Source organism: Pseudomonas brassicacearum (genome assembly GCF_003732265.1).
GTDB classification, from domain to species: Bacteria; Pseudomonadota; Gammaproteobacteria; order Pseudomonadales; family Pseudomonadaceae; genus Aquipseudomonas; species Aquipseudomonas brassicacearum_D.
In genome coordinates this window covers 119,403-134,036 of record NZ_MOBK01000008.1, presented here as the reverse complement: position 1 = coordinate 134,036, position 14,634 = coordinate 119,403, and the positions used below count along the sequence as shown (strand labels likewise).

Here is a 14,634-nt window from a genome sequence, read left to right as displayed (position 1 = left end):
GGCTCTCGGAGCGCAGCTATGCTTAAAGCCTTGAACAAAGCAGGAGTCAGACATGAACGAGTCGGACTGGAAGCGTTACAGCGCGTTGCGGCCGTTGGCCCATGAGCGGATGTGTATCCGGATCATGGAGGAGGTCGAGCGCACCGTGCTGGATAAAAGCCTGGCGCCTTACGAGCGGATTGAAGCCACGGAAGAGCTGTTGCAGTCCAGGCAAAAGGAGCTGTATTGGGCGTTTGGCGTGTTCAGGTTTTCACGGCATGAGGCGCGGTCGCACTTGCTTGGGTTGTGCGCGCGGGAGTTGATCACAGCGGAGGAGTTGGCGGGGTTTTCGGCGGAGACGCAGGAGTGGGTCAGGCATTGCCTGGCGGATCGGGAGGCCCATGGGATCGAGGATCTTGAGGCTGAATAGCGGTGCCTTTGATGCCGCCTTCGCGAGCAAGCCCGCTCCCACATTGGATCTGCGGCGTACACAGATCCAATGTGGGAGCGGGCTTGCTCGCGAAGGGGCCGGTAGCCACTACAACTATCTAAGGCTGAAACGCCCCAATAAAAATCGCCGGATCCACCCGCGCATCATTCAGGCTGACATTCCAGTGCATATGCGGCCCGGTCGCCCGGCCAGTAGCACCGACCTTGCCCACCACCCCACCACGCGCCAATTGCTGCCCAACCTTCACATCGATTTTCGACATGTGGCAGAACATGCTGATAAAGCCCTGCCCATGATCGACAAACACCGTGTTGCCGTTGAAGAAGTAGTTACCGATCAGAATCACCTTGCCCGCCGCCGGCGTCTTGATCGGCGTACCCGCCGGCACAGCGAAGTCCAATCCGGCGTGCGGATTGCGCTCTTCTCCATTAAAGAAACGGCGCACCCCAAACTTGCTCGACAGCGGTCCGTTGACCGGTTTGTCCAGCAGCAGGTTGCTCGGAGTGTTGGGGCTGAAGCTGCGGTAGGCCTGGATCTGCTCGGCCAGTTCGCCTTCGATGCGCTTGAGGTTGTCCGGGTTCGGATTGACCTGCTGCGTATTTTTCAGAGTGATGTGTTGTTCCGGGTATTTCTTGTTGCCGACGGTGAAGTTCAGGCTGCGACCGCCGCTGCTGATCTGCTGCGTGCCCGGTTTCACGGTCAGCGGCACACCGACAATCGCCAGCCAGTTGTTCTGTTCCTTGACCACCAGCACCGGTTTGCCTTGATAGCTGGCTTTCGGCGCCTGGGCCGCGGCGCCCAGGTCCACTACGGCCACGCCGCCCGGCACCGGTTTGTTCAACAGGCGAGTGATGTAGCTGTCAGCGTGGGCGTTGAAGGTCAGGCACAGCAACAGCAGCGGAGCTAAAAAACGCGGCATGGATCAATCCAGTAAAGAAAGGGTGACAGGCGTCAGGTGATTGTCTTCGACCCGCACTTGCAGTTCGCCGTCGCCGAGTTTGGCCTTGAGGCGCTGACCGTTGTGGGTTTGTTCGGCGCTGCGGATCGCGTTGCCGCGTTCGTCCAGCAGAATGCTGTAGCCACGGGCCAGTGTCGCCAGGGGGCTGACCACCTGCAACGTCTGCACCTGGCTTTGCAGTTGCAATCGCCGCGACTTGAGGCCTTCACGGATGGCACGGGGCAGGCGTTCGGCGAGGCTGTCGAGGCGCTGGCGGAGCATCGCCAGTTGCCGACCGGGATGTTGCCCGGCGAGGCGGGTTTCCAGGCGAATCAAGCGTTCGCGACGGGTGTTGAGGCTGCGCTCGAAGGCGCGGCGCATACGCATGTCCAGGTCATCCAGACGTTGCGCTTGCTGGCGCAGACGTTCGCCGGGATGGCGCAGGCGGCGGGAAATGCCCTCCAGACGCAGGCGGTCGCGCATTAAACGGTCGCGCATGCGCATCACCAGCCGGCGATGCAGGCTTTCGACCCGGCGCACCAGATCGCTGGAATCCGGGGCGAGCAGTTCGGCGGCAGCGGACGGTGTCGGGGCGCGAACGTCAGCGACAAAGTCACTGATCGACACATCGGTTTCGTGGCCGACGGCGCTGACAATCGGCGTGACACAGGCATCAACGGCGCGGGCTACCGCTTCTTCGTTGAAGCACCAGAGGTCTTCCAGCGAGCCGCCGCCACGGGCCAGGATCAATGCGTCGAAACCCCGGGCGTCCGCCAGTTTCAGCGCGCGGACAATCTGCGCAGTGGCCTCGCGGCCTTGTACGGCGGTGGGGATCAGCGTCAGCTGGATCTGCGGAGCACGGCGGCGGAACACGCTGATGATGTCGCGAATCACCGCGCCGGTTGGCGAGCTGATGATGCCGATGCGTTGCGGATGCGCCGGCAGCGGCACTTTGCGCTCGGCACTGAACAGGCCTTCGGCGCTGAGCTTTTCCTTCAAGGCATCGAAGGCCAAGCGCAGCGCGCCGTCTCCTGCCGGCTCCACGGTGTCGAGGATCAGCTGATAGTCGCCACGTCCCTCGAACAGCGAAACCTTGCCGCGGACTTTGACCGCCAGGCCATCCTTCAAGGCTTGGCGAACCCGTGCGGCGTTCTGCCGGAACAACGCGCAACGCACTTGGGCGCCACTGTCCTTGAGGGTGAAGTACACGTGGCCGGACGCCGGGCGGGCGAGGTTGGATATTTCGCCTTCGACCCAGATATTGCTGAACACGTCTTCGAGCAACACCCGCGCGCGGCCGTTGAGCTGGCTGACAGTCAGGACTTCACGGTCCAGGCCGAGTCTTGCAAAGGGATCTTTAATCATGGGGCGCAGTTTAAAGGCATTCGGCGATCAATCTCCATGCATCAACAAAAATCCCCTGTAGGAATGAGCCTGCAGGGTAAAGTCGGGGCCCGGACTCAAGGAAGACATGGAATGAACGCATTCGAGATGTTGCACCAATGGCCCTTCGGAACAACGGATTGGCTGATCATCGGGCTGGGCATCGCTCTAGCGTATATCGTGTTTGGCATCGCCGGCTTCGGCACCGCGCTGGTGGCGGGGCCGATTCTGATTCTGTTCATGCCGCTGTCGAAGATCGTGCCGTTACTGGTGCTGCTGGATTTCGTCGCGGCGTTCGGCAATCTGCTGCCCTCGCGACGTGATGTGGCGAAACCTGAACTGCTGCGGTTGCTGCCGTGCATGGCGGTGGGGTGCACGTTGGGGGTGATCTTTCTGCTGAACCTGAAATCCGACGTGTTGCTGCTGCTGATGGGGCTGTTTATCAGCGCCTATGCGATTTACAGCCTGTGGGTCAAAACCCGTCCGACGCAGTTATCCGCCGCGTGGGCGGTGCCGATGGGCACGGTGGGCGGGATGTTCGGGGCGTTGTTCGGCAGTGGCGGTTTCTTGTATGCGATCTATTTGAACAGTCGCCTGCCCAAAGAGGCGGCCCGCGCGACCCAGAGCGCGCTGATCAGTTGCAGCACGGTGGTGCGCTTGAGCCTGTTTGCCGTCGCAGGTGTGTATGCCGAGCTACCCTTGTTGGTATTGGCCCTGTGTTTGTTGCCGGCCATGGCCTTGGGGCTGTGGATCGGGCGGCGATTGACCATGAGGTTGTCGCGCGAGGCGTTTGTGCGGTTGGTGACCTGGTTGGTACTGGCCAGCGGGATTGCATTGATCGGGCGTTACCTGAGCACTTGACCGGAACATCTCAGGGATTAAGCTGCCCGGCGCAGTCCCTGTGGCGAGGGAGCTTGCTCCCGCTGGGCTGCGAAGCGGCCCCAATACCTGCAGTGTTGTGTGTCAGGCACACCGCATGCGTTGGATACGACTGCTGCGCAGCCGAGCGGGAGCAAGCTCCCTCGCCACAAGGGTGATCATTCAGAATTTGCAGGGCCGCACCATGAACTCTCAAAGCATCATCGTCCCGAAAATCTCCACGTTGCCAGTGCACGAACCTCGAGCCCGGGCGGTCGTGCGGTGGCTGGTGCGCAAGAACATCATCAAGGAAGAACTGACCACCTGCGGTCGCACCGGCAATCGTATGGGCCACGCCATCGCCGACGGTGCTCGTGCGGTGGTCTTGCACCCCGAAGCGCTGCCCTTTGGCGAGCCGGTCAATGGCCTGGAGATCATCACCAAACGCTGCATCTACACGCCGGCCAAAGGTTTCCTGAGCGAGGCGGGCTGCGCCGAGTGCCGCAAGGAAGTCGGCGAAGCGTTGTTTGAAAGCCTGGAAGACTGGATGCCCGGCCGCACCGACAACTTCACTTGTCCCGAATGCGGGCATGAAGATGACATCAACGGCTTCCTGTTCCTGCAGGAATGCGGCTTTTCCAACCTTGGGTTCATCTTCAATAACTGGGCCGAGGCCGGGTTCAAGCAGAGCTTTATCGACGAATTTGCCGATTGGCTGGATCAGCCGGTGAGTTGGGTCAAAGTCGAGTTGTAGGGGGCGAGAATTCCCGTATATCAGTAATGCTAATAATAGACAGAGTTTTACATTGAACCCGAGGGGGTGTCTGACTATAATGGCGCGCTTCCATTTTCCCGCTCGGGAGCCCCCGCGATGCTGCGTATCAGCCAAGAAGCTCTGACATTCGACGACATTCTCCTAGTGCCCGGTTATTCCGAGGTACTTCCTAACGAAGTCAGTCTCAAGACCCGCCTAACCCGTGGCATCGAGCTGAACATTCCTCTGGTTTCTGCCGCCATGGACACCGTAACTGAAGCCCGTCTGGCAATCGCCATGGCTCAGGAAGGTGGCATCGGCATCATCCACAAGAACATGACCATCGAGCAGCAAGCTGCCGAAGTTCGCAAGGTCAAGCGTTACGAAGCCGGCGTGGTCAAGGACCCGATCACTATCGAGGCTGACGCCACGGTTCGTGAACTGTTCGAACTGACCCGCATGCACAACATCTCCGGCGTTCCGGTACTGCACAATGGCGACCTGGTCGGCATCGTCACTTCCCGTGACGTGCGCTTCGAGAACCGCTTGGACGTCTCCGTCCGTGAAGTGATGACGCCTAAAGAGCGTCTGGTCACGGTCAAGGAAGGCGCCGACAAGAACGACGTCCGCGAGCTGTTGCACAAACACCGCATCGAACGCGTACTGATCGTCGACGACAAATTCGCCCTCAAAGGCATGATGACCGTCAACGACATCGAAAAAGCCAAGGCTTACCCGCTGGCCAGCAAGGACGATCAAGGTCGTCTGCGTGTGGGCGCTGCGGTCGGCACCGGTAAAGACACCGGTGACCGCGTCGCTGCCCTGGTCAATGCCGGCGTTGACGTGGTGGTGGTCGACACCGCTCACGGTCACTCCAAAGGCGTGATCGACCGCGTTCGCTGGGTCAAACAGAATTTCCCTGAAGTGCAGGTCATCGGCGGCAACATCGCCACCGGCGCTGCCGCCAAGGCCCTGGCCGAAGCTGGCGCCGATGCGGTCAAGGTCGGTATCGGCCCTGGCTCGATCTGCACCACCCGTATCGTCGCCGGTGTCGGCGTCCCGCAAATCAGTGCCATCGCCAACGTCGCCGCTGCCCTTGAAGGCACAGGCGTTCCGTTGATCGCCGACGGCGGCATCCGTTTCTCCGGTGACCTGTCCAAGGCCATCGTTGCCGGTGCTTCCTGCGTGATGATGGGCTCGATGTTCGCCGGTACTGAAGAAGCACCGGGCGAGATCGAACTGTTCCAGGGTCGTTCGTACAAGGCTTACCGCGGCATGGGTTCGCTGGGCGCCATGTCCCAGGCTCAAGGTTCCTCCGACCGTTACTTCCAGGACTCCTCGGCAGGCGCCGAGAAACTGGTTCCGGAAGGTATCGAAGGGCGTGTTCCTTACAAGGGCACCCTGAGCGCCATCATCCATCAACTGATGGGCGGCCTGCGTTCCTCGATGGGCTACACCGGCAGTGCCGACATCGAAGAAATGCGCACCAAGCCTGAGTTCGTGCGGATCACCGGCGCTGGCATGGCCGAGTCCCACGTGCACGACGTACAAATCACCAAAGAAGCGCCAAACTACCGCGTAGGTTGAGGCTTCAAGCAAAAAGTTAAGTAACCGGGGCTGTTTTATTCAGCCCCGAGTTGTTTCTGAATCACGACTGTTTCTGAATTACTTAGACGAGACTGAATCATGGCCCTCGACATTCACGCCCACCGCATCCTGATCCTCGACTTCGGTTCGCAGTACACCCAACTGATTGCCCGCCGCGTGCGTGAAATCGGTGTGTACTGCGAACTGCATCCGTTCGACATGGACGACGAAGCGATCCGCGAATTCGCTCCAAAAGGCGTCATTCTCGCCGGCGGCCCCGAGTCCGTGCACGTCGCTGACAGCCCGCGCTGCCCGCAAGCGGTGTTTGACCTGGGCGTACCGGTCTTCGGTATCTGCTACGGCATGCAGACCATGGCTGAACAGCTGGGTGGCAAGGTCGAAGGTTCCGAGCTGCGTGAGTTCGGTTACGCCCGCGTTGACGTAGTCGGCAAGAGCCGCCTGCTTGACGGCATCGAAGACCACATTGACGCCGACGGCCTGTTCGGCCTTGACGTGTGGATGAGCCACGGTGACAAAGTCACCAAAATGCCGCAGGACTTCCACATCCTCGCCAGCACCCCAAGCTGCCCGATCGCCGGCATGTTCAACGACGCTCGCGGCTACTACGGCGTGCAGTTCCACCCGGAAGTGACCCACACCAAGCAGGGCGGTCGCATCCTGTCGCGCTTCATCCTCGACATCTGCGGCTGCGAAGCCCTGTGGACACCTTCGAAGATTGCCGAAGACGCCATTGCCAACATCCGCGCCCAGGTCGGCACCGACAACGTACTGCTCGGCCTGTCCGGCGGCGTTGACTCCTCGGTGGTTGCCGCGCTGCTGCACAAAGCCATTGGCGACCAACTGACCTGCGTCTTCGTCGACAACGGCCTGCTGCGTCTGCACGAAGGCGAGCAAGTGATGGCCATGTTCGCCGAAAACATGGGCGTCAAGGTGATCCGCGCCAACGCTGAAGACCAGTTCCTGGACAACCTGGCCGGCGAGTCCGACCCAGAGAAGAAACGCAAGATCATCGGCCGTACCTTCATCGACGTCTTCGATGCCCAGTCCAACAAACTGGACAACATCAAGTACCTCGCCCAAGGCACCATCTACCCGGACGTGATCGAGTCGGCTGGCGCCAAAAGCGGCAAGGCTCACGTGATCAAGTCGCACCACAACGTGGGCGGCCTGCCGGAAGAAATGAACCTGAAACTGGTCGAGCCACTGCGCGAACTGTTCAAGGACGAAGTCCGTCGTCTGGGCCTGGAACTCGGCCTGCCGTACGACATGGTCTACCGTCACCCGTTCCCGGGCCCGGGCCTGGGCGTGCGCATCCTTGGTGAAGTGAAGAAGGAATACGCCGACCTGCTGCGTCGTGCCGACCACATCTTCATCGAAGAACTGCGCAAAGCCGACTGGTACCACAAGGTCAGCCAGGCCTTCGTGGTGTTCCAGCCAGTGAAATCGGTTGGCGTTGTAGGCGATGGCCGTCGTTACGCCTGGGTTGTTGCCCTGCGTGCCGTGGAAACCATCGACTTCATGACCGCGCGTTGGGCTCACCTGCCTTACGAACTGCTGGAAACCGTCAGCGGCCGCATCATCAATGAAATCGAAGGCATCTCCCGCGTCACTTACGACGTGTCGAGCAAGCCGCCAGCGACGATTGAGTGGGAATGATCCCGGTCTGATTGATCGCCCGTAACACTTGAAAGGCCCCGTGAGCTTAAGTTCACGGGGCCTTTTGCGTATCAGGTTTTGCTTGGTTACACGGGCAGACGCCCTTCAAGCGTCATACCCATGCGGTTGAGCGCTCGCACAAGTAGGCCAATATTTTGGTAGCTGACTTGATGCATATCGGTCCAGGCAGGACGGTTGATCAGAAAGCCGCCACCCTCCGTTCGCTCAATCATCGTGCGTACAATCTCACCGGTCCTGCTGCGATGGATCAACGTCCAGGTATCTTCTGATCGCTCGATGGTGAACATGCCTGCACGGTAAAGGAGTCGAAGGATTGCTTCCTGGGTTCGTTGAATTGCAGGAGTGGGCATCTCCAGGCTGACGTCGGCATATAAAGTATCAAAGTCTCCGCTCATTTGCGGTTGTGCCTGCGGAACGTCACGGCCCACCTCGATTCCATGGTCTATCTCGATGCGCAGACTCTGATCAGGACGTACCTCTTCAATCCGCAAACCGATCCCTCCCTCTGTTTCGCTGATGCCGGCAATGCCCCTGAACGTGTTGGTGTTTTCCTGGCCGGTCAGCACTACCCACTTCCCAGGACTGTAGGCTTCGTTGGCCTGGATGATCGTATGAGTGAGGTAATTTTTGATGGATTGTTGTGATGTGGCGCCAAAGGAAGCGCCTTCATACCGATAGCTTGCGAAGCAATCAGTGGCCTGGATTCGAATACCGTACTGACGCGCAGTTCGGACAACCTCAAGGGGGGTGAACTGACCGGCAGGATCGGTCTGGAGCTGTTTCAAATAGAGTTCCAGCATGCCATCCATTTGCCCTGTTTCAGCAAAAATATTCAGGTCGACCTGAATGAAGTCGTTTAGCAGACGGTGCATGTAGATCGTCTTGACGCCATGCTTTGCCAGTGTCTGCATGTACTCGATGAGGAACCGCATGCTGGCAATGCGATCCTGACTTTCACCGACGACTAACCCGGGTGCAGCATCGAATATTTTCTCAATGAGTTCCGAGGGCGTCATGGACGGCGTGATAACAGGCTGTACCGGACGCGCGGGCAATGAGGCGAAGAAGTTTTTTGGGGAATGGAATGCGCGCGCATCTCTCACCAGTGAAGTACGCCGTTCGGCGATGAACTCCTCGTAAGACGTCACCCCTTTCAGGGTTCCATCGGGCAGGTTGACAATTTTGATGTGCGTTTCTTTTTTTCCCAGTGCCAGGAAGTTCAAGGAACGACCATTGGGGGCGTCGTATTTAGTCAAGTGTCTGAAAAACTTGGCCGGTGGGCGGGCGTGGGTGGTCCCTGTGGAGGATCCGGGAACGGGGTCGACAAGGCCCTTGCCGCCACCCGTTAATTTGGCAGTTGGCGCCAGCTCCCATTCGCCCTCGCCATTCAATCGCACGGGCATTGACCCCGTGGAGGCATGCGGGTTAGCCGGGTCGATGATGGCCCACGTGCCGCCGCCATTGATATCGGCTTCGTAGCGAACGTAGTAAGCCTGATCGTTCATGAGGATCGCGGTGGACGGGTTTGAGTTCAGCGAATAAATGCCCTTGAATTTTCCGTCGGTGGCCAGAAGGGCCTGGCTTTCCAGAATTTCATTACTCTGCCAGTGCTCCGGCACCGAGGTCTGTGGCTCGATATCAGGCAGAGTCGGAATGAGCTTTTCGAGCACCTCGCTTGTCCCTGATGCCTCGGAGGTTATGTTCTGGGTTACGGCTTGTTCAACGGTATCCATCGCTTCGGACGGTTGAGCAGGCCAACCCATGAGTCTCAAACCCTTTGCGGCCAGTGCATTCTTCAACGCTTCAAGATTATTGAAAGGCTTGAAGACGAAGTCCGGCCATATAGGGGAATCGAGTTCGATGTATCCGCCGGGCATCGTTTTGATAATGGTTTCTTCTATCTGCTTGTTGCCATTGCGATAGACCAGAAGCACGGCACTGTCCGAACGCTGAAAGGTGTACATGCCTGACTCCGGCAACAGGGCTTTGAGGTTTGTAGAGGATCTATAGGTCCACGGGTTTTCCACTTGCAACCGCCAATCGCCTTTGATGGATGACGTTACGGTGTTCGAGCCCTCAAAGGGGGCTTCCTGAAGATCATAGACAGGCGTGTCCGGAGAGTCCTCATACACCACCGCTGCTCCGGGATCGGCTGCAATGGGCTCCGCGAGTCCGGGGCTCACCTCATCGATGCGCACACTCACAGCGCCCACCTGTTCACTGATGCCTTGATAACTCCTGAAGGTGCTCATGTTTTCCCGATTGACCAACGCCACCCAACTGGCTGATCCGTGCGCTTGCTCATTCAGTTGAATGACTTCGCTGGCAAAAAAACTTCGTGCCATTTGTTGTTGCGGCTCAAGGCTGACATGACCATTGATGTTGTAAGTAATCGCGCAGTCGACGGCTTGAACGCGGATATGCTGCGCATTGGCGGCCTTCACGAGTTCCAGGGAAGTGAACTTGCCCTCCGGGTCCTGACCCGTCTTGAGATCGAGTTTCTGCAGGTAGTCTTCGAGCTCTGCGGGCATTTCCCCGGTGCGAGCGAAAGTGTCCAGATCCATTTGATTGGCGTTGGTCAGCAGCTCTTGCAGATAGAGCCTCTTGAACCCAAGTTTCGCCATTGTTGGCATATATTCGATCAAAAATTTTCTACCGGCGATGCTGCCCGGCGTCTGACCCAGGACCAACCCGGACTTTTGTTCGGATACTGTTTGAAACAGCTCTGTCGCCGTTTTGAACGGAGGGGGGGAAGAAGTTTGCACGGGCGTCAGCGGTGGATGAGCTTCGTAGTGGACTTCGGCGTCGTGTATCAGCCGGTTACGTGCAATGCGCTGATGCCAGGCAAATCGACTGGTCCGTACTTCCTGTCCTTCTTCCTCAATAACCGTAATAAACTCATCCGGACCGCCCAGGGCCCATTCCCTCATGCGGGGAGTTCGCAGTTTTTTTACATAAGTGCCGGGTTCCTGCGCCCATGCCCCGTCTTGGGGTAGAGAGGACTCACCCGACTGGCTGGTGGGCGGCGATTGCATTCCGCCCTTCAGTCCCGTCCGGGGCATCAGTTCCCACTGACCGTCAGCGTTCAGGCGAACGGGAAGCGAGCCCGAGAAAGCGTCGGGGTTTTCTGGATCAATAATTGCCCATTTGCCGCCACCGTTGGCGTCGGCTTCGAAGCGCACGTAATAGGCTGCGTCGTTCATCCTGATCGCGTTCGCAGGGTTGGAATTGAGCGAATAGATCCCCTGAAATTTTCCGCTCTGGGCAGACAGCATTTCGCTTTCCAGCGGCTCATGGCATTGCCATTGTTCAGGCACTACAACCGGTTCTATCGGCGATACAGGTGACCCGTCGGGTTGAGGGTGACTCGACTCTGCGCTGTCGGGCTCACGCGGATCTTCCGTTACGGTAGATTCAGCGGCACTGTCCGACTCTCTCAGCGAAGCCATTTCGGCGGCTTCGGCGGCATCCACAGAAGCCCCGACTTCTTCCAGAACACTGGCTTCCTTGAGCATCGGGATATTGAACAGGGCATTGATGCCATCGAGCACCGCGCCGATGACGCCAGCCTTGCGTTGCGCCGCCGTTTTGCCATTAACCGCCTTGTCGATGTTCAAGCCCATCGCGGCGATGCTGGCCCCGATCACCGGCAACGCGATTGGCCAGCCCATCACCGCCAAGGGGCCAAACACATGCAGCCCGGCAGTCAGGTAACCCAGCCAAAGCTGTTCGCGCATTTGTCCGTGGGTCACCAGCGTCAGATCCGCCTCTTCCAGCATCGTGCTCTGGACCGCCCGGCTCTGCCAGGTGAAGGGATCGCCGCTGATGGTGATGTTTTTCTGATTGATCAAATGGTGGTCGTATTTTCCCCAGGTGCCGACCAACTGGTTCATCAGCGGGGTGATGTTGTCGTGGACTTCCTTGCGTACCGACAGCGGGAAATGGGTCATGAACTCGGTGCGCGGCTGCTCTTCATTCATGTGCAGCAAGGTCCACCAGTGCATGTCCGTCAGTGTCGGGTGCACGTGGAAAGCCGGTGCGGCGCCGGGAACGTAAGTGATCTGCCGACCGTTGCGGTCAACGATGCGCAGGATGTCGGTGGCGACATGCCCTGCGACATCCAATGCGCAAACACGAAGATCTGCAGGCGGATTGGTTTGGGACTGCAGGGTTGCCAGGGTGATCGGCCAGGTCGCATCACCGACGACGGCCCTGACGACGGTCTGAAAATCCTCCTCTTCCAGTTGACCGTTTTGCCGCGCTTCAACGGCTTTGCTGAGGTAGTTGGATTTGGCCAGGGTCCGGAAGTCATCGAAATGAGTCGCCCAGAACGCGTTCAGTTTATTCAGATAGCGTTCACTGAGGTTCATCTCCCACAGGTCCGCGAGAACCTTGCTGGGGTACATCCGCACTTCATTGGTTTCATTGAAAATGCTGGCGCTTGCATCCTCAGTGTAAAACCCGCCGTTACTGTTCAGTTCGAGGGCGTCGTCTTGATCGGTCACGCGGTATCCCTGGATCACCAGTTGCGTCAGGGTCAATGATTCACAGGGTTTGGGGGCGTGCTCCCAACTCAGAAAGGCTGTGGTGCTGCTGGCCGAGACGTTGTCGAACCGATGCCACCAGACCTCATCCGGGTCCATGCCAGTGATGCCGTGTTTGTTCAGGATTTCGCTGGCGACCGCGTGGGCTTCTTCCTTCAAACCCGGGCAGGCTGTCACAACGACGGGGGCAATCGTTTTCAGCTTCTCCTTGTCGGCAGCATTGGGTAACGCTTCGGTATTCTTATCAACAGGCATGCTCTCGCTCCTTGAGAAATGGGCCGTGAGGATGACCCGTTTGCTCAAGGCAAGTGCACTACATAGTTATGCCCACATGCCTTTCGTGACCGTGTAGGGTCACGCGACGATCGCATCTGCTGCGACCATCCACCGGCCCACCCTTACTGTTTCTCAACCGCAGGTGTATCGTATTCGCCTTTTGCAGGCCCTCGTGCCTGTCGCTGATACGTGAGGTAGTCAAGTTCATGTCGTTTACCCGTCGCCAAATCCTCGGTGGCCTGGCCGGTCTTGTTGTCGTTGGTGTCGGAGCGGGGGGCGCGTCGCGTTACTGGTTGGGCAAGATGGCCGACGCTGACGCAGGTCACGACTACGAGCTGATCGCAGCACCGCTGGACGTCGAACTGGTGGCCGGGCACAAGACCGAAGCCTGGGCGTTCGGCCCGTCGGCGCCGGGCACCGAGTTGCGGGTTCGCCAGGGCGACTGGCTGCGAGTGCGTTTCATCAACCACCTGCCGGTCGCGACCACCATTCACTGGCACGGCATCCGCCTGCCGCTGGAGATGGATGGCGTGCCTTACGTTTCGCAACTGCCGGTGCTGCCGGGTGAATACTTCGATTACAAATTCCGCGTGCCCGATGCGGGCAGCTACTGGTATCACCCGCATGTGAACAGCAGCGAAGAGCTCGGTCGCGGGCTGGTCGGCCCGCTGATCATCGAAGAGCGTGAGCCGACCGGTTTCAAGTACGAGAAAACCCTGAGCCTCAAGAGCTGGCACGTCGATGAAGAAGGCGCTTTCGTCGCGTTCAGCATTCCTCGTGAAGCCGCGCGCGGCGGTACGGCGGGACGCTTGTCGACCATCAATGGCGTCTCGCAAGCGGTGATCGAGTTGCCCGCCGGGCAGATCACCCGAGTGCGCGTGCTCAACCTCGATAACACGCTGACCTATCGACTCAACATCCCCGGTGTCGAAGCGCAGATCTACGCACTGGACGGCAATCCCATCGAGCCGCGCCCGCTGGGCAAGGAATACTGGCTGGGCCCCGGCATGCGTATTTGCCTGGCGATCAAGGCGCCGCCGGCCGGTGAGGAATTGTCCCTGCGCAACGGCCCGGTTCGCCTGGGAACCTTGCGTTCAGTGGCGAATACCGACGCACCGACACCATGGCCGCCGGCGCTGCCGGCCAACCCGATCGCCGAGCCGGACCTGGCCAATGCCGAGAAACTCAACTTCAATTTCGAATGGGTGGGTTCGGTGTCGGTGAACGTCGACAACGGCAAACCACCGAGCCTGTGGCAAATCAACGGCAAGGCCTGGGACATCACGGACAAGACCTGCGCCGATCGCCCGATTGCCAAGCTTGAGAAGGGCAAGAGCTACATTTTCGAATTGAAGAACATGACTCAGTATCAGCACCCGATTCACTTGCACGGCATGAGTTTCAAGGTCATCGCCTCGAACCGGCACAAGGTCATTCCGTATTTCACCGACACGTATCTGTTGGGCAAGAACGAGCGTGCGCAAGTGGCGTTGGTGGCGGATAACCCGGGCATCTGGATGTTCCACTGCCATGTGATCGATCACATGGAAACCGGCCTGATGGCCGCCATCGAGGTGGCGTGATGCGTCAGATTCGTCCCGCTGCCATCATCGACCGCAGCCGTGATCGCGACTTCATGCGCGAAGCCCTGGCCCTGGCGGCTCAAGGTGCCGCGCTGGGCGAAGTGCCCGTGGGCGCGGTGCTGGTGCAGGACGGCGAAATCATCGGTCGCGGCTTCAATTGCCCGATCAGCGGCAACGACCCGAGCGCCCATGCCGAGATGGTCGCGATCCGCGCCGCATCCCTGGCCGTGAGCAACTATCGCCTGCCGGGCAGCACGCTGTACGTGACGCTGGAGCCGTGCAGCATGTGCGCCGGCCTGATCGTGCATTCGCGGATTGCGCGTGTGGTGTATGGCGCGCTGGAGCCCAAGGCGGGGATTGTGCAGAGTCAGGGGCAGTTCTTCACCCAAGGGTTTTTGAATCACCGGGTGTTGTTTGAAGGCGGGGTGTTGGCGCAGGAGTGCGGGGCGGTGCTTAGCGAGTTCTTCAAGGCTAGACGCGCAAAACCTACAGACTGAACACCGAACCAATGTGGGAGCGGGCTTGCTCGCGAATGCGGAATATCATTCAACTAAAATGTTGACTGAACCACCGCTTTCGCGAGC

Annotated in this window: 10 protein-coding genes; 7 read left to right on the top strand and 3 right to left on the bottom strand. The window is 59.1% G+C overall.

Annotation, left to right across the window (positions count from 1 at the left end; all coding sequences use genetic code 11):
- The first annotated feature begins 52 nt into the window (after nucleotides 1-52).
- Nucleotides 53-409 carry a hypothetical protein gene (locus BK660_RS21590; RefSeq protein ID WP_123435014.1) on the top strand — a complete coding sequence of 119 codons (357 nt, stop codon included), beginning with the start codon at nucleotides 53-55 and terminating at the stop codon, nucleotides 407-409.
- 118 nt (nucleotides 410-527) lie between these two features.
- Here BK660_RS21590 and BK660_RS21585 read toward each other — a convergent pair whose 3' ends face one another.
- Complete coding sequence (locus BK660_RS21585; protein WP_059182206.1) at nucleotides 528-1,349, bottom strand: peptidoglycan DD-metalloendopeptidase family protein; 822 nt, start codon at nucleotides 1,347-1,349, stop codon at nucleotides 528-530.
- A 3-nt stretch (nucleotides 1,350-1,352) separates the two neighbouring features.
- Nucleotides 1,353-2,732: an exodeoxyribonuclease VII large subunit gene (xseA, locus tag BK660_RS21580; RefSeq protein WP_123435013.1), complete on the bottom strand. Its 1,380-nt coding sequence runs from the start codon at nucleotides 2,730-2,732 to the stop codon at nucleotides 1,353-1,355.
- Between the two features lie 111 nt (nucleotides 2,733-2,843).
- Between xseA and BK660_RS21575 the strand changes: the two genes are divergently transcribed.
- From BK660_RS21575 to guaA, 4 genes are all read left to right on the top strand, one after another.
- Nucleotides 2,844-3,611, top strand: a complete 768-nt coding sequence (locus BK660_RS21575) for a sulfite exporter TauE/SafE family protein (RefSeq protein WP_123435012.1) — start codon at nucleotides 2,844-2,846, stop codon at nucleotides 3,609-3,611.
- Nucleotides 3,612-3,813: 202 nt separating this feature from the next.
- On the top strand, nucleotides 3,814-4,362 hold the full coding sequence (locus BK660_RS21570; protein ID WP_123435156.1) for a sugar ABC transporter ATPase: 549 nt from the start codon (nucleotides 3,814-3,816) through the stop codon (nucleotides 4,360-4,362).
- A 117-nt stretch (nucleotides 4,363-4,479) separates the two neighbouring features.
- Nucleotides 4,480-5,949, top strand: a complete 1,470-nt coding sequence (guaB, locus tag BK660_RS21565) for an IMP dehydrogenase (RefSeq protein ID WP_027922772.1) — start codon at nucleotides 4,480-4,482, stop codon at nucleotides 5,947-5,949.
- 99 nt (nucleotides 5,950-6,048) lie between these two features.
- Nucleotides 6,049-7,626 carry a glutamine-hydrolyzing GMP synthase gene (guaA, locus tag BK660_RS21560; protein WP_123435011.1) on the top strand — a complete coding sequence of 526 codons (1,578 nt, stop codon included), beginning with the start codon at nucleotides 6,049-6,051 and terminating at the stop codon, nucleotides 7,624-7,626.
- A gap of 86 nt (nucleotides 7,627-7,712) precedes the next feature.
- Here guaA and BK660_RS33645 read toward each other — a convergent pair whose 3' ends face one another.
- Nucleotides 7,713-12,446, bottom strand: coding sequence for a membrane-targeted effector domain-containing toxin (locus tag BK660_RS33645; RefSeq protein WP_123435010.1), 4,734 nt, complete (start codon nucleotides 12,444-12,446; stop codon nucleotides 7,713-7,715).
- A gap of 227 nt (nucleotides 12,447-12,673) precedes the next feature.
- Here BK660_RS33645 and BK660_RS21550 point away from each other — a divergent pair, with 227 nt between their 5' ends.
- Both BK660_RS21550 and tadA read left to right on the top strand, forming a co-directional pair.
- Nucleotides 12,674-14,050, top strand: coding sequence for a multicopper oxidase family protein (locus BK660_RS21550; protein ID WP_123435009.1), 1,377 nt, complete (start codon nucleotides 12,674-12,676; stop codon nucleotides 14,048-14,050).
- Nucleotides 14,050-14,547 (top strand): tRNA adenosine(34) deaminase TadA, encoded by a 498-nt coding sequence (gene tadA, locus BK660_RS21545; RefSeq protein WP_123435008.1) that lies wholly within the window; start codon nucleotides 14,050-14,052, stop codon nucleotides 14,545-14,547. The genes BK660_RS21550 and tadA overlap by 1 nt, the downstream gene beginning before the upstream one ends.
- Nucleotides 14,548-14,634 lie beyond the last annotated feature (87 nt).

Coding starts and splice junctions, on each gene's coding strand:
- BK660_RS21590 (WP_123435014.1), top strand. CDS start 53: ATGAACGAGTCGGACTGGAAGCGTTACAGCGCGTTGCGGCCGTTGGCC.
- BK660_RS21585 (WP_059182206.1), bottom strand. CDS start 1,349: ATGCCGCGTTTTTTAGCTCCGCTGCTGTTGCTGTGCCTGACCTTCAAC.
- xseA (WP_123435013.1), bottom strand. CDS start 2,732: ATGATTAAAGATCCCTTTGCAAGACTCGGCCTGGACCGTGAAGTCCTG.
- BK660_RS21575 (WP_123435012.1), top strand. CDS start 2,844: ATGAACGCATTCGAGATGTTGCACCAATGGCCCTTCGGAACAACGGAT.
- BK660_RS21570 (WP_123435156.1), top strand. CDS start 3,814: ATGAACTCTCAAAGCATCATCGTCCCGAAAATCTCCACGTTGCCAGTG.
- guaB (WP_027922772.1), top strand. CDS start 4,480: ATGCTGCGTATCAGCCAAGAAGCTCTGACATTCGACGACATTCTCCTA.
- guaA (WP_123435011.1), top strand. CDS start 6,049: ATGGCCCTCGACATTCACGCCCACCGCATCCTGATCCTCGACTTCGGT.
- BK660_RS33645 (WP_123435010.1), bottom strand. CDS start 12,446: ATGCCTGTTGATAAGAATACCGAAGCGTTACCCAATGCTGCCGACAAG.
- BK660_RS21550 (WP_123435009.1), top strand. CDS start 12,674: ATGTCGTTTACCCGTCGCCAAATCCTCGGTGGCCTGGCCGGTCTTGTT.
- tadA (WP_123435008.1), top strand. CDS start 14,050: ATGCGTCAGATTCGTCCCGCTGCCATCATCGACCGCAGCCGTGATCGC.